The organism is Brevundimonas sp. 357 (assembly GCF_003938605.1).
GTDB lineage: Bacteria > Pseudomonadota > Alphaproteobacteria > Caulobacterales > Caulobacteraceae > Brevundimonas.
The window spans coordinates 78,727-102,424 of the sequence record NZ_RHWX01000013.1 but is presented as its reverse complement, the minus strand read 5'-3'; the positions used below and the strand labels follow the sequence as shown (position 1 = coordinate 102,424).

The following is a 23,698-nucleotide window of genomic DNA, read 5'->3' as shown; positions in this document are numbered from 1 at the left end:
TTACGCCGCCCCCCGATGCACGGAGACCTCGCCATGTCCGACACCGCCCAAACTCAGGCCTATGACGCCAGCCGCCATCGGAAGGCGGGCCGCGGCCGGGTCTATGACAGCATCGTCGACACCATCGGCGACACGCCCCTGGTGCGGCTGCCCAATCTGACGGCGGCGCTGCAACCCAAGGCCACGGTGCTGGCCAAGCTGGAGTTCTTTAACCCGATCGCTTCGGTCAAGGACCGCATCGGCGTGGCCATGGTTGAGGCGCTGGAGCAGCTGGGCCAGATCAAGCCGGGCGCCACCCTGATCGAGCCGACCAGCGGCAACACCGGGATCGCCCTGGCCTTCGTGACGGCGTCCAAGGGCTATAAGCTGATCCTGGTCATGCCGGAGAGCATGTCGATCGAGCGGCGCAAGATGCTGGCCCTCCTGGGCGCGCGGCTGGAGCTGACGCCCGCCGAAAAGGGCATGAAGGGCGCCATCGCCCGCGCCGAGGAATTGCTGATGGAAATTCCCGGCTCGGTCAGTCCGGCTCAGTTCGAGAATCTGGCCAACCCCGCCATCCATGAGGCCACCACGGCCGAGGAAATCTGGAACGACACGGCCGGGGCCGTGGACGTGGTGGTGTCGGGGGTCGGCACCGGGGGCACCATCACCGGCGTCGGCCATGCGCTGAAGGCGAAGAAGCCCTCGGTGAAGATGATCGCGGTCGAGCCGACCGCCTCGCCCGTGCTGTCGGGCGGCGCGCCCGGTCCGCACAAGATTCAGGGCATCGGCGCGGGCTTCATCCCCGCCGTGGTCGACCGCGCGGTTATCGACGGGGTCGAGCAGGTCACCAACGAGGACGCCTTCGACATGGCCCGCCGCGCCGCGCGCGAGGAAGGCATTCCGGTCGGCATCAGCTCGGGCGCGGCCCTGACGGCGGCTTTCCGCCTGGCGGCGCAGGACGAATACGCGGGTCAGACCATCGTGGCCGTCATTCCCAGCTTCGCCGAGCGTTATCTGTCGACGGCCCTGTTCGAAGGGCTGTGAGGCCGCTTCGTCCGTGACGTGCGGTTAACCGGTCGGCGCTAGAGTTCGCGTCATGGGTGAAACCGGGGTCAGGGCGGAAGAGACCGGGGCGCGGCCGTCGAGGGCGCGTCGCGCCCTGTTGCGTCGTCTGGCCGACGTGGTCAGCCTGCCCGCCAGCCGGATCAACGTCTTCGAACGCTCGGTGGTCGGCGATCTGCTGGTCGACGTGCTGCGGCCCGCGCCGGTCGAGGAGCGGCGCCGGGTGGCGCAGCGTCTGGCCCCGCTGGGCGAACTCCCGGACACGCTGAAGCGGCTGCTGCTGCGCGACGAGCCGGAGGTGGCGCGGGCGCTGCTGGAAGATTGCGCCGCCTTGTCCGACGCGGACCTGATCGGCTGCGCGCGCGACGCGGGGCTGGAGCACCGACTGATGATGGCGAGCCGACGCGGTCTGTCCGAAGCCGTGACGGAAACCCTGCTGAGTTGGGGAGAAGAGGCGGTGATTGTCGCCGTCTTACGTAACGATTCGGCTCGCCTGTCACAGTCGGCCCTTGAGGGGGTGATTGCGCTGAGCCGCGGGACGGCGGCCTTGTGCGACCTGTTGCTACGGCGCGCGGAGCTGCGGCCGTCGGGCGCCTATGTCATGTTCTGGTGGTGCGGGCCGACCGAGCGCCGCATCATCCTGCAGCGCTTCGCCGTGTCGCGCGAAGTCATGCAGAGCAGCGTTGAGGACGTTTTCGCCATGGCGGCGGAGGAGGGCTGGAACGACCCCGTCGCGCGCAAGGCGCTTCAGTTCATCGAGCGCCGCCAACGTAATCGAGCGGCCATTGAAAAGAGCCCCTACGCCGATCTGGAAGCGGCGGTGGCGGCGGCTGCGTCTGGCGGCCTGACGCGCGATCTGGTCAGCGAGATCGGCTATCTTTCGGGGATCAAGCCTTTGACTTCGGCCAAGATCATGGGCGATGCGGGCGGCGAGCCCCTGGCTATATTGTGCAAGGCGACGGGCCTGACCCGACGCGATCTGTCCGGTTTGTGGCGCGCCATGCGCCGTCCCGAAACGACGGCCGACGGGCAGGAGCACCCGGACTGGCGTCGGGTCCAGACGACTTATGAAATGTTGGCTGTGGACCGGGCTCAAACCGTGCTGCGTTACTGGAACTGGACTCTGTCTTCAGCCCTGACTCCGACGCTTCTACGCGCAATCCGCGAAGGGGATGGGGCGCTGATCGATGAATACTCGGCGCCGGAGCGTGCGGCCCTATTGGCTCTTGCAGAGAACTTCGGTCTATAAAAACCGACGTTGTTGTAACTACTGATCAGGGCAGTTGAACTCGCGTATCAAGCGATAAATTGTTGCTGCATTGCTTTCGACATCGAACATACGTATGGAACCTGTTAGCGGCAGATCGTTTCAGATCAGTCGATTGAATTTGGGGCTTCAAGAGGCTGATCCGGATGGAAGAAAAACCCGAACTGCTTGAGATGACGGCGGACATCGTGTCGGCTTATGTCAGCAACAACACCGTATCGGCTGACGCCGTGCCGGGTCTGATCGCTCAGATCCACGCTGCGCTGTCAGGCGTTTCCGTCGCGCCGGCGGAAGCCGAGCCTGAACCGCAAGAACCGGCCGTTCCGGTCCGCAAGTCGATTACGCCAGACTTCCTGATCTGTCTGGAAGATGGTCGCAAGTTCAAGTCGCTTAAGCGTCACCTGCGCACGAAATACAACATGAGCCCCGAGGAATACCGCGCCAAGTGGGGTCTGCCGAAAGACTATCCGATGGTCGCTCCGAACTACGCCAAGGCGCGTTCGGATTTGGCCAAGCAGATGGGCCTAGGTCAGGGCGGCCGTAAGCCGGCTCGCGCGACGCGCAAGTAATACGCCAGCGCGACTAAAAAACTGACGCCCGCCTTTCCAGCGAAAGGCGGGCGTTTTGCTGTCCGAATGCTGCTGCGAAAGCCGTCAGGCCGCCTGCATGGCCTTGCGGGCGCGCCAGAAGCGCAGGGTCCGCAGGGCCGCCTCGCGCGTCAGCTCGTTGTACATCCCGGCGTAGGCGCGGGCCTTGCCCATGGCGTTGTCGTCGGTGTTCAGCAGCACCACGGCGTAGGTCAGGAACAGGGCGCGATCCAGGTCCGCCGCCTTGCAGATCACGGCCAGGGCGTCCAGCTCGCGCCGCTCGATGATCTGGCGGGCGGTGTGGAAGTCGACGTCGGCCAGTTGCGACAGGGCGATCAGGAAGGCGGTCTGGCCGCCCGAGCGCAGGAAGCGGGCCAGCACCTGGGGCGTCAGCTGGTTGGCGGCGCGCAGTTCCTCGACATAGGCCAGGCTCTCGGCGTAGTCGGCGGGCAGGGCGCCGTCTTCGGCCGCCACGCGGGTTCGGCCGGCGGCCAGGGCGCTTTCCAGCAGGGCCGGGTCCAGACGCGCGTTCTGCTCCAGGATGCGCTGACGCAGGCGGGCCTCGACCGCGAAATACATGTCGTTCAGCAGGTCGGGCGGCAGGCTGGCGCGCTCGACCGTGACGGCGTGCAGGGCCGGGTTGGCGCGGGCGCGCTCGACGGCGGTTTCGGTCGCGGCGCGCGACAGGGCGGCGCCTTCGTTGCCCAGCAGCACGCCCAGGGTCTCGTCGTCGCCGCGCTCGACGATGGCGTCGGACACGGCCTCGGACACGGCGGCGCGGCGGCTGACGGCGCGCAGGTGGCCCTGGCTGCGCGAACGCACCACGCCGATCAGATCGGCCTCGGTCAGCACCGGCGAGGCGCTGAGGACGGGGGCGGCGACGGTCTCGGCCTCGTCATTGGCCAGGCGGCGGATCAGCTGATGCGGAGCGTCCGGCGACTGGGCGAACCGTTCGGCCAGTTCGGCGCGCACGGCCGTCTCCATGGCGTCGGTCAGATCGGATAGGACGGCGCCGTAGAGGGCGGTCTCGGCCTCCGTGCGCTGGGCTGCGCCGAAGAAGCAGTCGGTCAGCTCACGCAGCAGGGCGCGCCGCTTGGGGCTGGACGCCTCCTGCGCCAGGGCGATCAGGTCGGGCAGGCGCGAGCCGGTCTCGGCCGGGGGAGGCAGGGGGGCGCCGTCGCTCATGGCAGCATCGGGTCATCGGCCAGCGGGGCGGCGCGCAGGCGGCCCTGGGCGTCGCGCATGACGGCGGGCGGCTCGGGCGGCTGGGCCAGGTCGTCGGAGGACGGCGTTTCAGTCAGCTCGACCGGCAGGGCGTCCAGATAGTTGGGCGCGGGCAGGGGCGTGGCGTCCGGCTGGCGGCCCGCCTGACGGTGGACGGAATAGTAGCGGGCGCTGCCTTGCTGGGCCGGGGCGCCGTTCGACACGGGCTGAGGCGCAGGTTGGGGCGTTGGGGCTGCAGGCGCCTGACCTTGAGCCGGAGCGGGGGCGGGCGTCGCAGCAGGCGGCGGGGGCGTGTTGCGCTGCAACTGGAAGATCGGCGCGTCGCGGCGGGGGGCCATCGGGTCGAAGGCCGGGTCGGCCGGAGCCGGGGCGGGCGCAGGCGTCGGCTGCGGCGCAGGCTGGGCGGGCGGCGGGGCCGGAGGTTGAACGGGCGGCGCGGGGATGTGCTCAGGAATGCGCTCGGCGACAGGCGCGGGCTGGCGGACCGGCTCAGGGGCGGGTTGCGGGGCCGGTCGGGGCGCGGGCGCGACGGCGCGCGGGGCGGGCTGGACCGGGATGGGCTGGGCTGGCGCAGGCGGCGTCGGCATCGGCCGCACAGGCTCGGGCATAGGCATCGGCGCCGGTTCGGGCGGCGGCGTGCGCTGGACGGGCGGCGGGGGCGCGGGTTGCGGCTGGGGCTGGGCGCGCGTCCAGGGAACGTGGCTGGGCGCCGGGGCGCGCTCTATCGGCTGGGGCTGGGGCTGGCGCTCGGGGACGTAGGGCGCGGGGGCCTCGCTCGAAGGCGGCGGCGCGACGGGCTGGGGCGGGACCGAGAGAGGCTGACGCGTCCAGGGCGCAGGCTGGTAGGTCGGCTGATACGGCGCCGGCGGCGTGTAGGTCGGCGCGGGCTGCTGGGCCGGGGGCGAGACGTAGGGGCCCCAGGCCGCGTCGGTATGGTTGGTCACGGGACGGAAGTCGGGCGCGGGCGTCAGGGCGTTGGCCGAAGACGGCGGGGCCGGGATCGGCGACGGCGCGCCCCAGGCTTGGGCAGGCGTCAGCTGGCGGTTGTAGCCCGGCGCGCCGGCGCGCCAGGGATAGCCTCCGTGGGGGATGACGGCCGGGCGGGCGACGGTCTGGGCGGCGGTCTGGGCGGCGGGCGCCGCGAAGTAGGCTGCTTCCTGCGGCGGGGCGAAGCCGTCGGCGGGCGCGGCCGGATAGGCGGGGGTCGTATGGCTGGACGGATGGACCTGGGCGCGGCCCGGCCAGGACAGCTGGCGATCATAGGCGGCGGGCGGATAGGGCGCCTGAGCCTGCGGCGGGGCCCACGGCGCGGCCTGGGCCAGGGCGGCCGTCGAGGCGCCGAGCGCGGGCAGAAGAGCGGCTATGGTCAGGATGCGCGGCACCGGCGCCTCGTGCAAGGTGAAGACGTTCAGCCGGACACCCTAGGCGGCGCGGCTTAATCCTCGCCTAACGCCGGGCGGTCTTAGCCGCGCGAGGGCAGATACTGGCTGGTGAAGGCCTCGCGCCAGTCGGGGACGACGGAATAGGCGTCCTGGGTCTGCTCGGCGAAGGCCTGCCAGCGTTCGGGGGTCATGGCCCCCAGGCCGTAGAGGGCCGCATCGCCGCCGTCGACCATGGCCTGGGCGCGCAGAGAGGCGCGGGCGGCGTCGAGCACGCGCTGGGGCAGGTCAGGATGGGCGCGGCGGATCAGGGCGTCGCCCTTGGCCCCGTCGCCGTGGACATAGTCGCGCCAGCCCTCGACCGAGGCGGCGATGAAGTCGCGCAGGGCCTGGGCGTTGTCGCGGGCGAAGGCGTTGGGCGCCAGCACCAGGCCGGAATAGGAGGGATAACCGTCCTCGGCCGGGGTCAGGACCAGGGGCTGGAAGCCGACCTCGCGCGCAATCAGGCTGGGCGCGCCGTCGGTCAGGCGGGCGATCAGCACGCTTTGGCGATCCTCGCGGAAGGTCTTCAGATTGTCCTCGGGGGCGCCGGTCTGCGCCTGGTCGGGCGTCAGGTCGAAGCGGGCGCGCAGCCAGGTCCAGAAGCCGGTCTGGTCGCCCGGCTCCATCAGGATGCGGCGGCCGCGCAGGACGGTCAGATCCTCCAGCTCCTGGCCGGGGTGAGCCAGCAGGACGACGGGATCTTTCTGCAGGAAGGCGGCCACGGCTTTGACCGGCGCCCGGTCGGCGATCAGCCGCAGGGGCAGGAAGCTGTCGCGGCCGACGGCCAGTTCGACCGCGCTGGCGGCCAGCAGGGCGGGGATGTCGGCGCCCGACGGCCCGGCCAGAATCTCGACGTTGAGGCCGCGCCGTTCATAGGCCCCGGTCGCGACGGCCTGGTAGAAGCCGCCGTGAAGCGCGCCCGTCGGGCCGCCCGCCGCCACCCGCAGGCGCACCCGGCCGGATTCGTCGGTTTGGGCCGGGCGTCGGCCGCACGCGGACAGGACGCCCAGGGCGGTCAGGCCGAGGGCGCCGGCCATCAGGCCGCGTCGGTGCAGGCGGGCGCGAGTCATCACGTCTAGGGTGTAGGGGGGCGGGCCGCGCTTGGAAAGGCGGCGAGGCGTCGCCGGGCGGGATTTCAGCCCGGAAATCATGCGCCGGAATTGAGCGAGGGGACGTAACCCTTTGAGCCAGACCGTCGCCGGTCGGATCGCGGATCGCGTCCCCTCGCCAAGTCCGGGTTGGACTTGGCCGCTATCGGGTCGGAAGTCGGTCTTTAGCGTCGGCGGGCGGACCCGGCGTCGTTCGACTGTCGTTCCATCGGCCCCTGGTCTTCGGCGTTCCGCAAGGCGAACCTCGCGCCGTCCGTCGATCCCGGCCTGGTTCTCCGTGATCCCGGCGCCGAGGCGCTAAAGGATCGGGAGCCTGGGCCCTGCTTCGGTGTTTCCGCGTCCTCCGAAGAGGCTTGGAACCCTGGGTCAGAGAGCCGGACCGGTCCGCTTGATCTCCGGGTCTCCCCGGATTTCCGCGCCGCCGTGTCCCTCGGCCTGTTGACGTTCCCGCGAAATCCGTTATTGGGCAAGCGCCCAAACCGGAGCGTCTGTGCGAAATCGACCCGGACGCGGTGGGCAAGTTTGTGGATATCTGTGGGCGGAAGAAATTCGCGGAAGCGGATCAGCGTCTTGCGTTGTCCACAGGAAAGCGACCGCCACCCGCTCGCAGGAGCGGATGGCGGCGGATCATCAGCGATTGCGGATGAATGTGCGGATGTCGGTCGACAACTTCTTCAGGTCGTCCTCGCGCACGTACATCATGTGGCCCGAGTGGTAGTAGTGCCACTCGATGCGGCCGTCGGTCGGGAAGCCCGGACGGTTCAGCGAGTATTCGGCGCCGAAGAAGGGCGTGGCGAAGTCGTAGTAGCCCTGACCCACCCAGACGCGCAGGCCGCTGTTCTCACGCAGGGCGCGGCCGATGTAGGGAGCCACGTTCAGATATTCCGCCCCGCCGCGTCCGGCGGTCGGCAGGTTCCAGTCCCAGTTCCGGGTGCCGCCGATCGAGGAATAGACCACGTCGGGCGAATACTTCAGGCCTTCGCGCGACCAGGCGTTCATGGCGGCGGTATAGGCGCCGTCGATGCCGTAGAAGCTGGGGTCGTTGTCCGGGCGATCGCCTGCGTTGTCGTAGTCGACGCCGGTGTAGCGGGCGTCCAGACGGCCGATGGTCAGGCCGCGATCCCGCAGCAGCTCCTTGTAGAAGCGGCCGGGCGACAGGCGCAGGTTGGCGTTGCTCAGATAGGTCTGGGAGATGCCGGTGTAGCGCGACAGCTGCTGTAGGATCGTCGCCCGTTCGTCGGCGGGCAGGGCGTTGCCCTTCAGCAGGGCCGAGGCGTAGGGGCCGATGGCCCAGGCGCGGGCCTCGGCGACGAATTCCTCGACCGTGGCGGGCTTGTTCGGCACCTTGTCGTGGTACCAGGCGGCGGCCGCCATCGAGGGCAGGGTGGTGACGAAGCCCAGCTCATTGCCCTGAGCGTCGGCGGCCAGGCTGAAGTCGAGGATCGACGAGATCAGCAGGATGCCGTTGATCGATACGTCGGTGTAACTGCCTTCCAACTCGTTGATCACCGCCGCCGAACGGGTGGTGCCGTAGCTCTCGCCGCCGATGAATTTCGGCGCGTTCCAGCGGCCGTGCTCGTTCAGCCACAGGCGGATGAACTCGGCGATCGACTTGGCGTCCTTGGTCACGCCCCAGTAGTCGGCCGGGTCGGTCTTGCCCAGGGCGCGGCTGAAGCCGGTGCCGATCGGGTCGATGAAGACGATGTCGGTGACGTCCAGCAGGGAGTCGACGTTGTCGATGATGGGGAAGGGCGCGGCGCCGTCGTCGCGGGCGTCCGACGGCACGACCACGCGCTTGGGCCCGAAGGCGCCCATGTGCAGCCACAGGGAGCCGGAGCCAGGGCCGCCGTTCCACAGGAAGGTCACGGGGCGGTTCGGGTCCGTCGGACCTTCCTTGATGTAGCTGTAGGAGACCATGGCCGCGAGCGGCTTGCCTTCCTTGTCCTTCAGATAGGTCTCGCCGGCGATGGCGCGGTAGGCGATGCGCTGGCCGCCGAAGACGCCGGTGTGGCGGGTCTCGGACATGACGGGCGGCGGGATGGCGGCTTCGGTGCGGTTCGCGGCGGCGACATCGACGCGCGGCGCGCCCTGAGGCCCGCTCTGGCCTCCGCTTTGCGCCATGGCCGGCCCGGCCAGGGCCAGCGCCGAAGCGGCGACGACAAGCAGTCTCTTCATGGATAAACCCCCAGTTGGTTTACGCGGCTCCCCCTCGAGAGCCGGGCGCGCGAACAGCGCCGCCCAGCTTGGAATGAGGCGACAAGCGGGGCCGAATGTAAACCGTGGCTTCCGCGCTCGTTGCGGAAGGGTTGGCCGGATGCGGAGGGGTTTGACGAAGAATATGCGGCGAGGCGCGCGTGTTCGTCAGCTCGCCAGGGCGGCCTTCTTTTCTTCCAGCTCCAGCCAGTCCAGCTCGGCGGCCTCCAGCTCGGCGCGGGCCTTTTCGGCGGCCTTCATGGCGCGGTCGAAGGCGGCCGGGTCGCGCGCATAGAGGTCGGGGTCGGCCAGGACGGCGTCCTGTCGGGCGATCTCGACCGGCAGGGTCTCCATCAGCTTTTCGACCTCTTCCAGACGGCGGGCGTCCTTATACGAGAGCTTGGCTTGTTTCTTGGGGGCGCGGTCGGAAAGCTCCGACTTCTCGACCCGACGCGCCCCGGAGGGGGCTGCCTCGGCGTGGGTCGGGGGCGGGGCGAGGAAGCCGGGGTTCTGGCGCAGGAAGTCCCGCCAGCCGCCGGGGGTCTCGACCACGTCGCCGCGACCGTTGAGGGCGATGGTCGAGGTGGCCAGGCGGTCGACGAAATCGCGGTCGTGCGACACCAGGATCAGGGTGCCGTCGTAGGATTCCAGCAGCTCCTCCAGCTTCTCCAGCGTGTCCATGTCGAGGTCGTTGGTCGGCTCGTCGAGGATCAGCAGATTGGCGGGCTGGGCCAGCGCCCGCGCCAGCAGCAGGCGGTTGCGCTCGCCGCCCGACAGGGTGGAGATGGGCTGCTTCAGCTGGGCCTCCTGGAACAGGAAGTCCTTGGCGTAGGCGGCGACGTGCATGGAGCGCCCGCGCACCAGAATGCTGTCGCCCCCGCCCGGCGTCAGGGCGTCCCACAGGGTCATGTCCGACTTCAGCCCCTCGCGCGACTGGTCGAGGTAGAGGGATTCCAGGTTGGCGCCCATGCGGACGGTTCCCTCGTCCGGGGCCAGTTCGCCCAGCAGCACCTTGACCAGGGTGGTCTTGCCCGCGCCGTTGGGGCCGACGATGGCCAGACGGTCGCCGCGGATGATGCGGGTGGTCAGGTTGCGGAAGATGGCGCGGTCGCCGAACGCCTTGCTGACGCCCTTGATGTCGGCCACCAGCTTGCCCGAGACGGCGCCGGAATCGACGCCGAGGTTCAGCTCGCGCGGCAGATCCTTGACCCGTTCGGCCCGGTCCAGACGCATCTGCTGCAGGGCGCGGGCGCGGCCCTCGTTGCGGGTGCGCTGGGCGGTGATGGAGCGGTAGAAGGTGTAGGTCTCGGCCTCGATGCGCTTGGTCAGGCGGCGCAGGGACTCGGCCTCTTCCTCCATGACCTTGGCCGCCCAGTCGTCGAACTCGACGAAGCCCTTGTTGAGGGTGCGGACCCTGCGGCCTTCCAGCCAGTGGACGGTGTCGGTGACGCGGTTCAGGAAGGCGCGGTCGTGGCTGACCACCAGCAGGGCGAAACGGGCCTGGATCAGCTCGTTCTCCAGCAGTTCGATGGCCAGGATGTCGAGGTGGTTGGTCGGCTCGTCCAGCAGCAGCAGGTCGGGCTCTTCGGCGAAGGCCTTGGCGAGGGCGGCGCGGCGAATCTCGCCGCCGGACAGGCCTTGCGTGGATTTGTTCGGGTCGAGGCCGAAGGTCTCCAGCCAGCTTTCGGCGGTCCAGCGCTCGGCCTCGCCCGAGGCGGCGTAGTCGGCCAGGGTCTCGCCGGTGATGACCGGCTCCTGCGGGACATAGGCGAAGCGGGTGCCGGCCTGGACCGAGCGGTCGCCCGAGTCCGGCTCGATCAGACCCATGACCACCTTCATCAGGGTGGACTTGCCCGCCCCGTTGCGGCCGACCAGGGCTGCGCGGCTGCGCGGCTCCATCGCCATGTCGACGCCGTCGAACAGCGGGCGGGGACCGTCCTGAAGGCGGACGTCTTTGAGAGCGACAAGGGGGGGTCTGGCGGCCATGGGGGCGCATATAGCGACTGACCGTCGCTTCGGCCATCGGCGTTGACGCTTCCCTGGCGGCGGGCTGTAGTCGCGGGCGTTGACGACGGAGGGTGGAATGGATCTGAGCGCCTCGGCAAGAGACGGTCGCGCCGCGAAGAAGGGACCGGGCCGGGGCTGGTACGCCTTGGCGGCGTTGCCCATGATCTGCGGGTTCGCGGCCATGGGCGCAGTGCTGTTCACGCAACTGTCGAAGCTGGACGACGGGCTGGAGCAGATCGTCGTGCCGGGCGCGCGCGAACTGCGGCTGGAGCCGGGCCGGCACACGGTCTTTCTGGAATATCGCAGCGTCGTCGACGGCCGGGTCTATGCGGTCGATCAAGTGCCCGGTCTGGCCGTCCGCGTCGAGGCGGAGGACGGCGCGCCGGTGGCCGTGAGCGCGCCCATGGGAAGCTCCACCTACACACTGGGCGGGCGTCAGGGCGAGGCGATCAACGTGTTCCGCGTCGAACGAGCCGGAACCTACAGGATTTCGGCCGACTATGACGGGCAGGTCGGGCCGCAGACGGTGATCGCCGTGGGACAAGGGTTCATGGGGCAGTTGTTCTCCACGGTCTTCATGGGGCTGGGCGCCGTCTTCCTGGGCATGATCCTGACGGTGGCGACGGTGGTCGGGGTCTATCTGGCGCGGCGGAGAGCGAGACGGGCCTGAGCGAGTCTTGGCTTGACGCATACCGTCCAGTTGGTATGTAAAGCGTCATGGACACGCAAACCATCCGCCGCACGCCCGAAGACACCCGTCGCCAGATCATAGAAATGGCCATCGAGATCGCCGCCGACCAAGGGGCGATGGCGGTGACGCTGGATGCGGTCGTGGCGCGTCTGCCGTTCAGCAAGGGCGCCTTGCTGCACCACTTCCCCAATAAGCTGGCCTTGCTCGAAGGGGTGATCGACTACCTGGCGATCGAGATGACGACGACGGTTCTGGCGGAGGCGGCGCGCGACCCCAACCCTTATGGCCGCAACGCGCGGGCCTATCTGAGGACGATCGTCAACGAACCGGCGACGGAGCGCGACCTCAGCATCGGCCGCGCGGCCCTCGTCGCCTGCGCCATCGAGCCGAGCCTGATCCCACGCTGGCGCGCGGCGATCCGCAGCCTGGCGGTCGACGACCCGGAAGACGCCATGGGCCGGGACGACGCCCTGATGCTGCGACTGATCGCCGACGGCCTGTGGATGACCGATCTGTTCGGCACGCATGAGGTGTCGCCGGAGCAGAGGAAGGCCCTTCTGTCACTGCTGACGCCGGGCAGCCTGTTGACGGACGCCTATGGCGAGGCCGCTGAATGAACCCGACGACCTGGCTGGCCCTGCTGGGGGCGATCGGCTTTGAAGTGATGGGCACGACCCTGTTGCAGCAGTCGCAGCAGTTCACCAGACCCTGGCCGACGGCGGGGCTGGCGGTGTGTTACGGCGTCGCCTTCTATCTGCTGACCCTGGCGCTGAAGCAGATGCCGGTGGGGCTGGCCTACGCCATCTGGAGCGGGCTGGGGGTGGTGCTGATCTCGGTGATCGGCCTGTTCCTGTTCAAGCAGAAGCTGGACGTTCCGGCGATCGTCGGCCTGGCGCTGATCATCGGCGGGGTGGTGGTGATCAACGTCTTCTCCAAGAGCGTGACTCACTGAAAGCCGCGACAGACGGGGATTTGGGGCGTATAGGGCGCGCCCATGAATTCCACGTCGCCCAAGCCTTTCTGGGAAACCAAGACCCTGGCGGAGATGTCTCCGACCGAGTGGGAGAGCCTGTGCGACGGTTGCGGCCTGTGCTGCGTCATCCGGTTTGAGGATGAGGACACGGGCCAGATCATTCCGACGCACGTCCATTGCAAGCTGTTCGACCCGGACCGCTGCACCTGCACCGACTACGCCCAGCGTCAGACCGAGGTGCCGGACTGCGTGCAGCTGACGCCGGACAACATCGAGCGGCTGAAATGGATGCCGCTGTCGTGCGCCTATCGCCGGCTGGATGAAGGGCGGACGCTGGCCTGGTGGCATCCGCTGGTGTCCGGCGATCCGGAGACGGTGCACACGGCCGGGGTGTCGGTGCGGCGTCAGACGATTTCGGAACTGGCGTTGAAGGAGCCGGAGGACGCGCTGGACTTCGAAGCGCCGGAATGGATGGGCGAACGGGGCGTCGCTAACGAATAATTCGTTGGGGGCGGGCCAGGGTGGGGGCGAAAATGGCTATTGTCGCGACACAATCGAAATCTGCGGCGGGCGGGCGTGACGCCTTCGATCGGCTGACGGCGATCGCCTGCGCGGCGTTCAGCGCGCCCCACGCCATGATCACCGTGCTGGACGAGGAACGGGCCGTCTTCCTGTCCGGCGTAGGCCTGGACGAGACCAGCATCCCGCGCATGAGCAGCGTCAGCCACACCCTGGCGGGCATGGGCGTCGACGCCGTGGTGGTGGTCGAGGACGCGCTGGAGCATCCGGTCTATCGCGATCACCCCATGGTGGTCGGAGAGCCGCGCGTGCGCTTCTTCCTGGGGGCCACGGTGCGCGGGGCCGACGGCCGCGCGGCGGGCGCCATCGGGGTGATGGACGTCAAGCCGCGTCCGGCGCCGACCGAGACGGAGCTGCGGCTGATCCGCGAGCTGGCCGGGCTGGCGGGCGAGCTGATGGAGCATGCCGAGGCCATGCGCCAGGAGGCGGCGCGTCTGGAGACGCTGCGGCTGGCCGAGGACATGGTCGGGGTCGGGCGCTGGCGCTATGAGGTCGTGACCGGGGCCGTGACCTGGTCGGACGAGATCTACCGTATCCATGCGATCGCGCCGGGCGCCTTCTCGCCCACGCTGGAGGACGTGTTCAGCCACTATCACGAAGACGATCGCGCGGAGATTCAACGCCTGGTCGAGCGGGCGTTGAAGACGGGCGAAGGCTATACCTTTAAGCTGAGGCTGGTCGGGGCTGACGGCGTCGAGCGCGTCGTGGCGGCCGAGGGCGCCGCGGAGAAGGACGCCACCGGCCGGGTGATCGCCCTGTTCGGCGTCATGCAGGACGTGACCGAGCGCGAGGGCCTGCTGCGGGCGGCCCAGACCAATGAGCGTCGCTATCGCCTGCTGGCCGAGAACACCGGCGACGTCATCACCCGGGTCAAGATGGACGGGTCGAGCAAATACATCTCGCCGGCGATCCAGCAGCTTCTGGGCTGGACCTTTGAAGAGATGACCGGGCAGTCGACCGACTATGTCCACCCCGAGGACCGGCACCTGGTGCTGGGCGCCATCGGCAAGGCGGTGAAGAGCGGCGAGCCGACCCGTCTGGAGCACCGGGCGGTGCACAAGAATGGCGAGACCGTCTGGGTCGAGTGCACCTTCAAGGCGCTGAGGGACGAACACGGCCATGTCGACGACGTGGTGGTGGTGATCCGCGACATGACCCAGCGCAAGGCGCTGGAGGCGGAGGTGCTGGAAGCCAAGGAGACCGCCGAGGCGGCGGTTCAGGCCAAGAGCGAATTCCTGGCCAATATGAGCCATGAGCTGCGGACGCCGTTGACCAGCGTGATCGGCTTCTCCGGCCTGTTGCAGGGGTCGGAGCATCTGCCGCCGGAAGAGCGCATCTATGTCGAGCGTATCGCCACGGCGTCGGAGGCCCTGCTGGGCGTCATCAACGACATCCTCGACTATTCCAAGCTGGAAGCCGACGCGATCGAGATGGACCCCGAGCCGTTCGACACGCGGGCCCTGGTGGACGGCGCCGCCGCCATCATCGAAAGCCAGTGCTCGCTCAAGGGGCTGACCCTGCGCGTGGTGGTGGCCGCCGATACGCCCGCGCGCCTGACCGGCGACAAGGGGCGGCTGCGCCAGGTGATGCTGAACTTCCTGTCCAATGCGGTGAAGTTCACGGCGCGGGGCGAGGTGACGCTGACGCTGGACGGGCGGTTCGACGAGAACGGTCTGTGGCGTATGCGTGCGACGGTCAGCGACACCGGCATCGGTATTCCGGCCGAAAAGGTCGATGAGCTGTTCCACCGCTTCACCCAGGCCGACGCCTCGACGACGCGGGTCTATGGCGGGACGGGGCTGGGTCTGGCGATTTCACGCCGTCTGGTCGAGCTGATGGACGGGCGGATTGGGGTGGACAGCACCCCGGGGCAGGGCTCGACCTTCTGGTTCGAGGCGCCGCTGGCCGTGGCCGAGGCCGAGGATGAAACGGTCGAGACGCGCCAGGGACAGGCGGCGGACCCTGCGATCCGCGGTCGGGTGCTGATGGCCGACGACGCGGCCGCCAACCGCGAACTGGTCAGCGCCATCCTGCGCAATCTGGGGCTGGAGATCGACGCCGTGGCCGACGGGGCTGAGGCGGTCCACGCCGTGCATTCGGGCGCCTATGACCTGGTGCTGATGGACGTGCACATGCCGGTCATGGACGGGCTGAGGGCCACGCGCGAGATCCGCCGGATGCAGGCGGGCACGGGGCGCCGGACGCCGATCCTGGCCCTGACCGCCAACGTCCAGGCTGAGCAGGTGGCGCGCTGCCTGGAGGCGGGCATGGACGGACACCTGGCCAAGCCGATCCAGATCGCCGAACTGGCCGCCGCCTTGACGCGGTGGCTGACGGGCGACGGGCCGACCGCGATGGCGGGCTAGGCGAAGGCCATCTCGTCCCGGCTATCGCAGCCGGGGGCGCCGATCCCTGTAAATTCCCGGCTTTTCGACGTTCTGGAGGCTGGTTGTCAGCCTGAGGACGCTGGTCCGCTATGGTTCGGTCATGGCGGGAAAAGGGGACGAGGCGGGGCGGGCGGCGGCGGTCGCGCAGTGGCTGGATGGGGCGCTGGGGCGGCTGATGCAGCTGACCGACGAGGCGATCGCCGTGGTGGCCGCCGCGGAGCCTCCGACCGATGTGGCCGAGGCCGAGAAGCGGGGGCGCGCCATCGGCGTGCTGGCCCGCACGGCCAAGGCTGTGGCGGCCTTGGCGGCTTCGCCCCCTCGAAAGCCTCGCGACCCTGAAGAGGACGGAATGAGCGAAGACGATCGTGACATCACCGATGACGAAGAACGGGCCGTGCGGGCAGAGCTGCAGTCTCGTCTCGATCATCTTCTCGGGGTCGCCGAGCGCAAGGGGTTTGGCGCAGCAGCGGCTGGAACGGGCGACGCGCGAGGAGTTGCTGCGGCTGCTGAAGGCGACGCCGAGGCTGAACGACGATCAGGTCTGGCCGCCGCCTGACACGGATTGGCGGACCTGGGTGCTGCTGGGCGGGCGCGGGTCGGGCAAGACCTTCGCGGGCGGGTTCTGGATGAATGAACTGGCCAAGACGGAGGATCGCACCTTCGCCCTGGTGGGTCCGGCGCTGCACGACGTGCGCGAGGTGATGGTCGAGGGGCCGTCGGGGCTGAAGGCCCAGGCGCCGGGCGACAACCGGCCGCGCTGGGAGGCGGGGCGGCGCAGACTGGTCTGGCCCTCGGGCGCGGCGGCCTATGCGTTTTCGGCGGAAGACCCGGACAGTCTGAGGGGGCCGCAGTTTCATGCGGCCTGGGCGGATGAATTCTGCGCCTGGAGGAACATCGAGGCGACGCTGTCGAACCTGAGGTTCGGGCTGCGGCTGGGGGCGGATCCCAAGCTGGCGATCACGACGACGCCGCGTCCGATCCCGGCGCTGAGGCGGTTGCTGGCCGAGCCGGGGGTGGTGAAGGCGCGGCTGGCGACCAAGAACAATGCGGACAATCTGGCGCCGGGGTTTCTCGGGCATCTGCAGGCGCTCTACGCCGGGACGCGGCTGGAGGCGCAGGAGATGGAGGGGCTGGTGGTCGAAGCCGACGGCGCCCTGTTTCGGGCCGAGGATCTGGCGCGGGCGCGGGGAAGCCGACCGGCGAAGTTCGAGCGGGTGGTGGTGGCGGTCGATCCGCCCGCCAGCGCCCACGGCGACGCCTGTGGGATCGTGGTCGCGGGGCGCAAAGATAAGACGGGCTATGTGCTGGCGGATCGCTCGGCGCGGGGGCTGTCGCCTGCGGGCTGGGCGCGGCGCGTGGCCGAGACGGCGCGGGAGTTCGAGGCTGACCTGGTGCTGGCCGAGGCCAATCAGGGCGGGGAGATGGTGCGCACCCTGCTGGGGCAGGCGGACTGTCCGGCGCAGGTGAGGCTGGTCCACGCCAGCCGGTCGAAGAAGGCGCGGGCGGAGCCGGTGGCGGCCTTGTATGAGCAGGGGCGGGTGGTCCACTGCGGCGCGTTTCCGGCGCTGGAGGAAGAGATGATGGCGCTGGGGAGCGAGACGCCGGGGAGCCAGAGCCCGGATCGGGCGGATGCGCTGGTCTGGGCGCTGACACATCTGCTGCTGGCCGGGAAGACGCAGCCGAGGTTGCGGGCGTTGTGACGATGGCGTAAAGCGTCGCTATTGCGGTAATGCTGTTCTATTAGCTAAGTTGCTGCGAATCTTGGGGGATTTGGCAGCTTTGGAACTTGAACTCGGCGAGAATTTTAGCGCCTGGCTGAATGTGCTAGTTCGCCTTGGGCCGCTTTGGCTGCTGGTTGGAATCCTAGCTTGGCGCTCGCCGGCCATTATATCGGCTGTTTCTGCTGCTGTTGCTGAGCAGCGTCGCGTCACGCACAAGCGCAAAGAGATGGAGCGAAAGATCGCTAACAGCGTAGGCCAGCGTCGCCAAAGGCAGCAAAAAGGCAGCGGCACGGGGCAGGGCGGAACCAGATGACCCATTGGATTCTTGTTAATGCGGTGGCAATGTCAGATGCTGCAGAACGTCGTTACGATCAGGGAGAAGTGTAATGCAATCATTTGCGCCTCTCGCCGCCACAGCGGTTTGCGCCTTCGCCGTGACGTGGATCATGCTCACTTGGGCGCGGTGCCACCATCGCGATTTGCAAGCCTCATCTGAATTTCTTGATAACTATTACCGTGCGGCACAGCGCTTGATTAGCGATGATGCGACACCTGAAAGCGTCATCGATTTTGTAGCCTCTTTTTCAAGAAATGCTGGAGCCCCTACACATGCTCGTCAGCTGGCCCTACATATATTGGGCGGAAGACTGAAGGCGTCGAGGCCAATTGTTAGCGAAAGATCCAGAATTTTGGCCTTTGATTTGGAATCTATGCCTAAGGATAAGCAGGAGCTTTTTGCTGTCTTTGTTGTGAATGGTCTTGCCGCTAGTGCAGCCTCTGATCCTATATTGTCCAGAGTTTACCTGACTGTGCTGAACGTATTTTTTTCGGCATCTGGGCGGCGCGGCGATAAGAATATTTCGGTGGATAGAGCTAATACTGCCGCTATCGATCTTTCGGGTGGTTTTAATGGCTGTGCGCTGGCGTAGCCCATCTGAAAATACAGCTGAACTTAAGGAAGGCGCACCTGATTTGGTGCGCCTTTTTCTATAGCGAATGCGCTCCCTCCGTTGCTGAGAGGTCGAGCTCTTGATGGAGAACCATATGGATTGGCGACGACCGTTCGGTCGGCGGCGTGTTTCTGCGCCCGAGATCAAGGATAGCCGCACGGGGCCGCTGATCGCCTTGACTGGGGCGGGCCGGGCGCGGTGGACGCCGCGCGACTACGCCCATCTGGCGGACGAGGGATTCGGCAAGAACGCCGTGGCCTATCGCTGTGTGCGGATGATCGCGGAGGCGGCGGCCTCGACGCCCTTGATGGTGATGGTCGGGGGCGTGCGGACGGCGGACCATCCGCTGGCGCGGTTGTTGGCCAAGCCCAATCCCGATCAGTCGGGCGGGGAGTTGATGGAGGCGCTGTACGGCGCGCTGCAGACGGCGGGCAACGCCTATGTCGAGGCGACCGGCGACGCCGACGGCGACGGGGCGCCGGACGAGCTGTGGGCGCTGAGGCCGGATCGGGTGAAGGTGGTTCCGGGACGGGCGGGCTGGCCGGAAGCCTATGAGTATGCGGTCGGCGGGCGCGCGGTGCGGATCGGGCGGCATGGCGACGGCTGGTCGCCGGTCATGCACCTGAAGCTGTTTCACCCGACGGACGATCATTACGGGTTTTCACCGCTGGAGGCGGCGGCCTTCGCCATCGACGTGCACAATGCGTCGGGGGCCTGGAACAAGGCGCTGCTGGACAATGCGGCGCGGCCGTCGGGGGCGCTGGTCTATGGCGCCAAGGACGGGGAGCGGCTGACGGCGGATCAGTTCGAGGCGCTGAAGGCGGAGCTGGGCGAGGCCCATGCCGGGGCGCGCAACGCCGGGCGGCCGTTGTTGCTGGAAGGCGGGTTGGACTGGAAGCCGATGAGCCTGACGCCGCACGACATGGACTTCATCGCCGGCAAGCACGCGGCGGCGCGGGAGATCGCCCTGGCGTTCGGCGTGCCGCCGCAGCTGCTGGGGATTCCCGGGGATGCGACCTACGCCAACTATCGCGAGGCGAACGCGGCCTTCTGGCGCGGGACAGTGATCCCGCTGGTGCGGAAGGCGGCGGGGGCGATGACGGGGTGGCTGGGGAGCCGCTTCGTCGATTGCCGGGTCGAGCCGGATCTGGATGCGGTTCCGGCGTTGCAGGTCGAACGGGACGCGCTGTGGGCGCGGCTGAATGCCGCGAGCTTCCTGACTGACGAGGAACGGCGCCGGATGGCCGGGGTGGAGGCGTGATGGAGGCGATGAAGAAGATGCCCGTCGCCCTGATCGCGGCCTTGCTGGTGCAGACTATCGGGGGCCTGGTTTGGGCAGGCGGGGCGGCGGCGCGGATCGCGACGCTGGAGCAGCGCGTGGGCGAGCAGAGGCTGGTCGCCGAGCGATTGGCGCGGCTGGAGGCCCAGGGCGAAGCGACGCGCGCGGCGGTCGAGCGGATCGAGCGGCGTTTGGAGGAGAAATGATGGCGGCGACAAGCCGGACAAGGGCGGGGCTGGCTATCGCCGGCTACGCCTCCCTGTGGGGCGTGGCGGACCTGAACGGGGACGTGACGGCGCGCGGCGTTTTCGCCGAGAGCCTGGCCAAGACCGGCGCGGGCGGGGTGCGGATGCTGCATCAGCATGAGAGCCGCGCCGTGGTCGGCGTCTGGGACCGGATGGTCGAGGACGAGCGCGGCCTGTGGGTCGAGGGGCGGATCGAGGACTGGTCCGCCGAGGCCCGCTACGCCGCCGTCCTGACGCGGGCCGGGGCGCTGGACGGGTTGTCGATCGGCTTTCGGGCGATGAAGGCGCGGCGCGAGGGGCGCTTGAGGGTGCTGAGCGCGGTCGAGCTGTGGGAGGTGTCGCTGGTGACGTTTCCGATGCTGCCGGGGGCGCGGTTCGGGGTGCGGGGGCCTGACGCCTGACGGCCTATCGGTCGGCCAGGTGGGCGGCGATGCGCTCGGCGGCCTGGGGCGGTGAGCAGGCCTCGGTGTCGATGGTCAGGTCGGCGGGCGGCATGGCGGCCAGACTGGCGTCGAACTCGGCGCGGAGGCGGCGCAGCAGATCGACCGACTGGAGCTTGCCGAAGGCGGCGCGGCTGGGCTGGACGATCCGGCGTTCCTGTTCCTCGGGCGAGACGGCCAGGGCGATGAAGGTGACGACGCCGCCGAACGGTTCGACGGCCGCCTGGACGCGCGCGGGGAAACCGGGGTCCACCGTGGCCTCGGGCGCGAAGGTGAAGATGAGCGAGCGCCCGGCGCGGGCCGCCTCGGCGAAGGTCTGGAGCCAGAAGGCTTCGCGCAAGCGGATGAAGGGCTCGGAGCCGAAGTCGAACACGGCGCCGACGGCGTCGACGACGAAGTGGTTGTGGAACAGCGGCAGGCCGGTCAGGCGCGCCAGTTCGCGGCCGACGGTCAGCTTGCCCGCGCCGACGGGGCCGTAGAGGAAGACGATCCGCATGGCTCAGAGCTTGGGCGAGGCGAGGGGGCGATCGTCGCGGCGGCCGTGCAGTTCGGGCGTTTCCTGGTCGTAGCCGCGCATGGCGATGGCGCAGGTTTCGGCCGTCTGGCGGGCGGCGACGGCGGGCGTCCGGCCTCGGTCGTAGGCCGCGCGGAGGGCGCGTCGTTCGGCCTGATCGGCGGCCGGGGCGTGGCGGCGGAGATGGGCCGAGAAAGCCTGATCGCCGGCGCCGTCGCGATTGAGGTGCTCGCAGGCGCCGAGGGTCTCGAACATCCGCAGATTGATCGAGGTGTAGGCCGAAAGGCGGCCCCGGTCCGGCGAGACGCGCGGCGCTTCTGACGGCGAGGCGGCGGAGAGGCGTTGAGCCGAAGCGTCATGCGCCGTGCATGACATGAGCCCAGCTGCAGACACGGCGGCGACGGCGATCTTGAACATTGATCCATCCCTTGATCCGAGGACGGCGTAGCACGGTTCCCCGGATGCACGAAGGATCGCACCCGTTCCGGGCCTGGCCCGGTTGACGGCGCGCCGCAGGACGGTCGCGCATTTTTCTGGAGAGACCATGAAAGAGACCAAGACCGTCTCGGGCACGCCCGAGGCGCGCGCCGCCATGCATGAGATGATGGCCGCGTTCGAGGCGTTCAAAGGGGCCAACGACGCCCGTCTGGACGAGATCGAAAAGAAGGCTTCCGCCGATGCGCTGCTGGAGGAGAAGGTGGCGCGCATCGATCAGGCCGTGGCCAGCGCGCAGGCGCGCATGGACCGTGCGCTGAGCGAGAGCCGCCGTCCGATGTTGGGGGCCGAGCCGCCCGCCGTGGTCGCGGCGCCCGAGGCCAAGGCGGCGTGGGACGGCTATATGAAGTCGGGCGCCTCGCACGGGTTGGAGCTGAAGGCGGGGCTGTCGTCGGCGTCGAACTCGGCGGGCTATGTCGTGCCGCCGGAGACGGAGCGCGCGATCGAGCGGCGCCTGATGGCCGGGTCGCCGATGCGCGAGATCGCCACGGTGCGCACGGTCGGCTCGGGCGTGTTCAGGAAGCCGGTGTCGACGGCGGGCGTTCAGGCGGGCTGGGTGGCCGAGACGGCGGCCAGGCCCGAGACGGACCCGGCGACGCTGGCGTTGCTGGAGTTCTCTTCGGCGGATCTCTACGCCTGTCCGGCGGCGACGCAGAGCCTGCTGGACGACGCCCTGATCGACCTGGACGAATGGCTGGCGGCCGAGGTCGAGGACGCCTTCGCGGCGCAGGAGACGGCGGCCTTCGTCAGCGGCGACGGGGTGAACAAGCCCAAGGGCTTCCTGGCCTACGCCACGGCGACCGAGGGCACGCAGACCTGGGGCCAGATCGGCACGGTGGTCTCGGGCGCGGCGGGGGCCTTCGCCAGCGCCAGTCCGGTCGATAAGCTGATCGACCTGATCTATGCGCCCAAGGCTCAGTATCGGCCGAACGGGCGTTTCGTGATGAACCGGCGCACGGTCTCGGCGGTGCGCAAGTTCAAGGACGCGGACGGGAACTATGTCTGGTCGCCGGCGACGCGGCCGGGCGAGACGGCCAGTCTGCTGGGCTATCCGGTCACCGAGATCGAGACGATGCCGGATGTGGCGGCCAACAGTCTGTCGATCGCGTTCGGCGACTTTACGCGCGGCTATCTGATCGTGGATCGGGCGGGGGTGCGGGTGTTGCGCGATCCCTATTCGGCCAAGCCCTATGTGCTGTTCTACACGACCAAGCGTGTCGGCGGCGGGGTGCAGAATTTCGACGCGATCAAGCTGATGAAGTTCGCGGCTTCGTAGGGGCGGCGAACGAGAGCCCTCTCCCCTTGTGGGAGAGGGAGGGGCCCGCCGCGTGAGCGGTGGGAGGGTGAGGGGTTTCGCGGGCGCAAGACCCCTCATCCGTCCGCCTGCGGCGGCCACCTTCTCCCACAAGGGGAGAAGGAAAAGGAACATAGGGAGATTTGAATGAGCGCACCCGTGAGCCTCGCGGAGGCGAAGCTGTTCCTGCGCGTCGAGCATGAGGCGGAGGACGGGCTGATCCAGACGCTGATCGACGCCGCCAGGGCGCGGGTGGAGGGGGAGGTCGGGTTGAGCCTGACTTCGACCTCGCCGGCGCCGCTGAGGCTGGCGGTGATGATGCTGGTGATGCGCGCCTATGAGCGCGGCGACGGCGAGATGAGCGCGGCGCCGGTCGAGGGGTGGATCGCGCCCTATCGCGTGGTGCGGCTGTGAGCGCGGGGGCGATGAAGGTGGTGGCGTCGGTGGTGCGGCCGGTTGAGGCGCAGACGCCCTATGGCGGGCAGGTGGTCAGCTATGAGCCGGTCGGGTCGCTGTGGCTGGCGTTGGGCGCGCGCAGGCGGCGCGAGCGGACGGAAGCGGGCGTGACGCGCGGCGTCGAGACGCTGAGCGCCACCGTGCGGGCCGATCCGAGGCTGGAGGAAGGGCTGGTCGTGCGCTTCGGCGGGGCGGACTGGGGCGTGGTCGGGATCGAGGCCGATCCGAAGGCGGCGGGCCGGGTGCGGCTGAACCTGGAGCGAGCGCGATGAAGGATCATGAAGGGGCGCTGGTGAAGGCGCTGATCGCGCATCTGGGCGACGACGGGGCGCTGAAGGCGCTGCTGGGCGATCCGGTGCGGGTGTGGGACGAAGCGCCGTCCGGGGCGGGGTTTCCGCATCTGGTGATCGGGCGGTGCGAGAGCCGGCCGCTGAACGCCGACGGCGGCGGGGTGGAGCAGCGGCTGACCTTGACCTGCGCCAGTCAGTTCAGGGGGCTGGAGGAGGCGCGGGCCGTGGCGGCGGCGGTGCGGGCGCGGCTGGCCGATGCGCCGCTGGAGGCGGACGGGGTGAAGGCGGTCAGCGTGGCGATGACGTTTACGGACCTGTTCCGCAGCCCGGATCTGAAGCGGGCGTGGGCGGTGATGCGGGTGCGGGCGGTGACGGAAGAGATCTGAACCCTCTCCCGGCGGGAGAGGGCTTGAGCCTCCGGGAGCGAAGCGATCGGCAAGGCGAAAGGGTGAGGGGTTGACGTTGCAGTCGGCGTCAGCCGTGGCGCGGCGGCTTTCAGCCGACGGCGACCGGGAACCCTCATCCGGCCCTT

At 68.9% G+C, this 23,698-nt stretch carries 25 protein-coding genes; 18 read left to right on the top strand and 7 right to left on the bottom strand.

The features are described 5' to 3' along the window. The first annotated feature begins 33 nt into the window (after positions 1 to 33). The 3 genes from cysK to EGK63_RS12585 all read left to right on the top strand — a co-directional run bounded on the left by cysK (position 34) and on the right by EGK63_RS12585 (position 2,880). Positions 34 to 1,026, top strand: coding sequence for a cysteine synthase A (cysK, locus tag EGK63_RS12595; RefSeq protein ID WP_125901784.1), 993 nt, complete (start codon positions 34 to 36; stop codon positions 1,024 to 1,026). 52 nt (positions 1,027 to 1,078) lie between these two features. Further along, entirely contained in the window at positions 1,079 to 2,293 is a 1,215-nt protein-coding gene (locus EGK63_RS12590; protein ID WP_125901783.1) for a DUF2336 domain-containing protein, read from the top strand. Positions 2,294 to 2,457: 164 nt separating this feature from the next. Continuing rightward, entirely contained in the window at positions 2,458 to 2,880 is a 423-nt protein-coding gene (locus tag EGK63_RS12585; RefSeq protein WP_125901782.1) for a MucR family transcriptional regulator, read from the top strand. An 84-nt stretch (positions 2,881 to 2,964) separates the two neighbouring features. On the opposite strand, the gene EGK63_RS12580 is transcribed toward EGK63_RS12585, so the two are convergent. The 5 genes from EGK63_RS12580 to EGK63_RS12560 all read right to left on the bottom strand — a co-directional run bounded on the left by EGK63_RS12580 (position 2,965) and on the right by EGK63_RS12560 (position 10,831). Beyond that, a complete protein-coding gene (locus EGK63_RS12580) occupies positions 2,965 to 4,083 on the bottom strand; it encodes a DUF2336 domain-containing protein (RefSeq protein ID WP_125901781.1) in 1,119 nt (372 codons plus the stop codon). Then, on the bottom strand, positions 4,080 to 5,504 hold the full coding sequence (locus tag EGK63_RS16965) for a hypothetical protein (protein WP_165906605.1): 1,425 nt from the start codon (positions 5,502 to 5,504) through the stop codon (positions 4,080 to 4,082). Before EGK63_RS16965 ends, EGK63_RS12580 begins: the two co-directional genes overlap by 4 nt. 80 nt (positions 5,505 to 5,584) lie before the next feature. Next, positions 5,585 to 6,613 carry an ABC transporter substrate-binding protein gene (locus EGK63_RS12570; RefSeq protein ID WP_243637683.1) on the bottom strand — a complete coding sequence of 343 codons (1,029 nt, stop codon included), beginning with the start codon at positions 6,611 to 6,613 and terminating at the stop codon, positions 5,585 to 5,587. A gap of 669 nt (positions 6,614 to 7,282) precedes the next feature. Further along, the gene (locus tag EGK63_RS12565) at positions 7,283 to 8,827 is read right to left on the bottom strand and encodes a S10 family peptidase (protein WP_125901779.1); all 1,545 of its coding nucleotides are present in this window, start codon (positions 8,825 to 8,827) and stop codon (positions 7,283 to 7,285) included. Positions 8,828 to 9,013: 186 nt separating this feature from the next. Beyond that, positions 9,014 to 10,831, bottom strand: a complete 1,818-nt coding sequence (locus EGK63_RS12560) for an ABC-F family ATP-binding cassette domain-containing protein (protein WP_125901778.1) — start codon at positions 10,829 to 10,831, stop codon at positions 9,014 to 9,016. A 97-nt stretch (positions 10,832 to 10,928) separates the two neighbouring features. Between EGK63_RS12560 and EGK63_RS12555 the strand changes: the two genes are divergently transcribed. The 11 genes from EGK63_RS12555 to EGK63_RS12505 all read left to right on the top strand — a co-directional run bounded on the left by EGK63_RS12555 (position 10,929) and on the right by EGK63_RS12505 (position 20,078). After that, entirely contained in the window at positions 10,929 to 11,522 is a 594-nt protein-coding gene (locus EGK63_RS12555) for a hypothetical protein (protein WP_125901777.1), read from the top strand. Positions 11,523 to 11,569: 47 nt separating this feature from the next. Beyond that, positions 11,570 to 12,160, top strand: a complete 591-nt coding sequence (locus EGK63_RS12550; RefSeq protein ID WP_125901776.1) for a TetR/AcrR family transcriptional regulator — start codon at positions 11,570 to 11,572, stop codon at positions 12,158 to 12,160. Continuing rightward, positions 12,157 to 12,495: a multidrug efflux SMR transporter gene (locus EGK63_RS12545; protein WP_125901775.1), complete on the top strand. Its 339-nt coding sequence runs from the start codon at positions 12,157 to 12,159 to the stop codon at positions 12,493 to 12,495. Before EGK63_RS12550 ends, EGK63_RS12545 begins: the two co-directional genes overlap by 4 nt. A gap of 42 nt (positions 12,496 to 12,537) precedes the next feature. After that, entirely contained in the window at positions 12,538 to 13,017 is a 480-nt protein-coding gene (locus EGK63_RS12540; RefSeq protein ID WP_125901774.1) for a YcgN family cysteine cluster protein, read from the top strand. A gap of 32 nt (positions 13,018 to 13,049) precedes the next feature. Next, on the top strand, positions 13,050 to 15,461 hold the full coding sequence (locus EGK63_RS12535) for a PAS domain-containing protein (protein ID WP_125901773.1): 2,412 nt from the start codon (positions 13,050 to 13,052) through the stop codon (positions 15,459 to 15,461). 121 nt (positions 15,462 to 15,582) lie between these two features. After that, positions 15,583 to 16,038, top strand: a complete 456-nt coding sequence (locus EGK63_RS12530; RefSeq protein WP_125901772.1) for a hypothetical protein — start codon at positions 15,583 to 15,585, stop codon at positions 16,036 to 16,038. Further along, positions 15,938 to 17,182: a DNA-packaging protein gene (locus EGK63_RS12525; protein WP_243637682.1), complete on the top strand. Its 1,245-nt coding sequence runs from the start codon at positions 15,938 to 15,940 to the stop codon at positions 17,180 to 17,182. The genes EGK63_RS12530 and EGK63_RS12525 overlap by 101 nt, the downstream gene beginning before the upstream one ends. Before the next feature lie 407 nt (positions 17,183 to 17,589). Further along, complete coding sequence (locus EGK63_RS12520; RefSeq protein ID WP_125901771.1) at positions 17,590 to 18,132, top strand: hypothetical protein; 543 nt, start codon at positions 17,590 to 17,592, stop codon at positions 18,130 to 18,132. Between the two features lie 103 nt (positions 18,133 to 18,235). After that, positions 18,236 to 19,414: a phage portal protein gene (locus tag EGK63_RS12515; protein WP_125901770.1), complete on the top strand. Its 1,179-nt coding sequence runs from the start codon at positions 18,236 to 18,238 to the stop codon at positions 19,412 to 19,414. A gap of 8 nt (positions 19,415 to 19,422) precedes the next feature. Further along, positions 19,423 to 19,638, top strand: a complete 216-nt coding sequence (locus tag EGK63_RS12510) for a hypothetical protein (RefSeq protein ID WP_234288076.1) — start codon at positions 19,423 to 19,425, stop codon at positions 19,636 to 19,638. After that, positions 19,635 to 20,078, top strand: a complete 444-nt coding sequence (locus EGK63_RS12505; protein ID WP_125901768.1) for an HK97 family phage prohead protease — start codon at positions 19,635 to 19,637, stop codon at positions 20,076 to 20,078. The genes EGK63_RS12510 and EGK63_RS12505 overlap by 4 nt, the downstream gene beginning before the upstream one ends. A 4-nt stretch (positions 20,079 to 20,082) precedes the next feature. Here EGK63_RS12505 and EGK63_RS12500 read toward each other — a convergent pair whose 3' ends face one another. Further along, entirely contained in the window at positions 20,083 to 20,613 is a 531-nt protein-coding gene (locus tag EGK63_RS12500) for a shikimate kinase (protein WP_125901767.1), read from the bottom strand. Between the two features lie 3 nt (positions 20,614 to 20,616). Continuing rightward, complete coding sequence (locus tag EGK63_RS12495) at positions 20,617 to 21,048, bottom strand: hypothetical protein (RefSeq protein ID WP_125901766.1); 432 nt, start codon at positions 21,046 to 21,048, stop codon at positions 20,617 to 20,619. 127 nt (positions 21,049 to 21,175) lie between these two features. Here EGK63_RS12495 and EGK63_RS12490 point away from each other — a divergent pair, with 127 nt between their 5' ends. From EGK63_RS12490 to EGK63_RS12475, 4 genes are all read left to right on the top strand, one after another. After that, positions 21,176 to 22,402 carry a phage major capsid protein gene (locus EGK63_RS12490; protein WP_125901765.1) on the top strand — a complete coding sequence of 409 codons (1,227 nt, stop codon included), beginning with the start codon at positions 21,176 to 21,178 and terminating at the stop codon, positions 22,400 to 22,402. Between the two features lie 165 nt (positions 22,403 to 22,567). Beyond that, a complete protein-coding gene (locus EGK63_RS12485; RefSeq protein ID WP_125901764.1) occupies positions 22,568 to 22,834 on the top strand; it encodes a head-tail connector protein in 267 nt (88 codons plus the stop codon). Beyond that, positions 22,831 to 23,148, top strand: a complete 318-nt coding sequence (locus tag EGK63_RS16960) for a head-tail adaptor protein (protein ID WP_305764432.1) — start codon at positions 22,831 to 22,833, stop codon at positions 23,146 to 23,148. The genes EGK63_RS12485 and EGK63_RS16960 overlap by 4 nt, the downstream gene beginning before the upstream one ends. Next, positions 23,145 to 23,552 carry a DUF3168 domain-containing protein gene (locus EGK63_RS12475; RefSeq protein WP_125901762.1) on the top strand — a complete coding sequence of 136 codons (408 nt, stop codon included), beginning with the start codon at positions 23,145 to 23,147 and terminating at the stop codon, positions 23,550 to 23,552. Before EGK63_RS16960 ends, EGK63_RS12475 begins: the two co-directional genes overlap by 4 nt. Positions 23,553 to 23,698 lie beyond the last annotated feature (146 nt).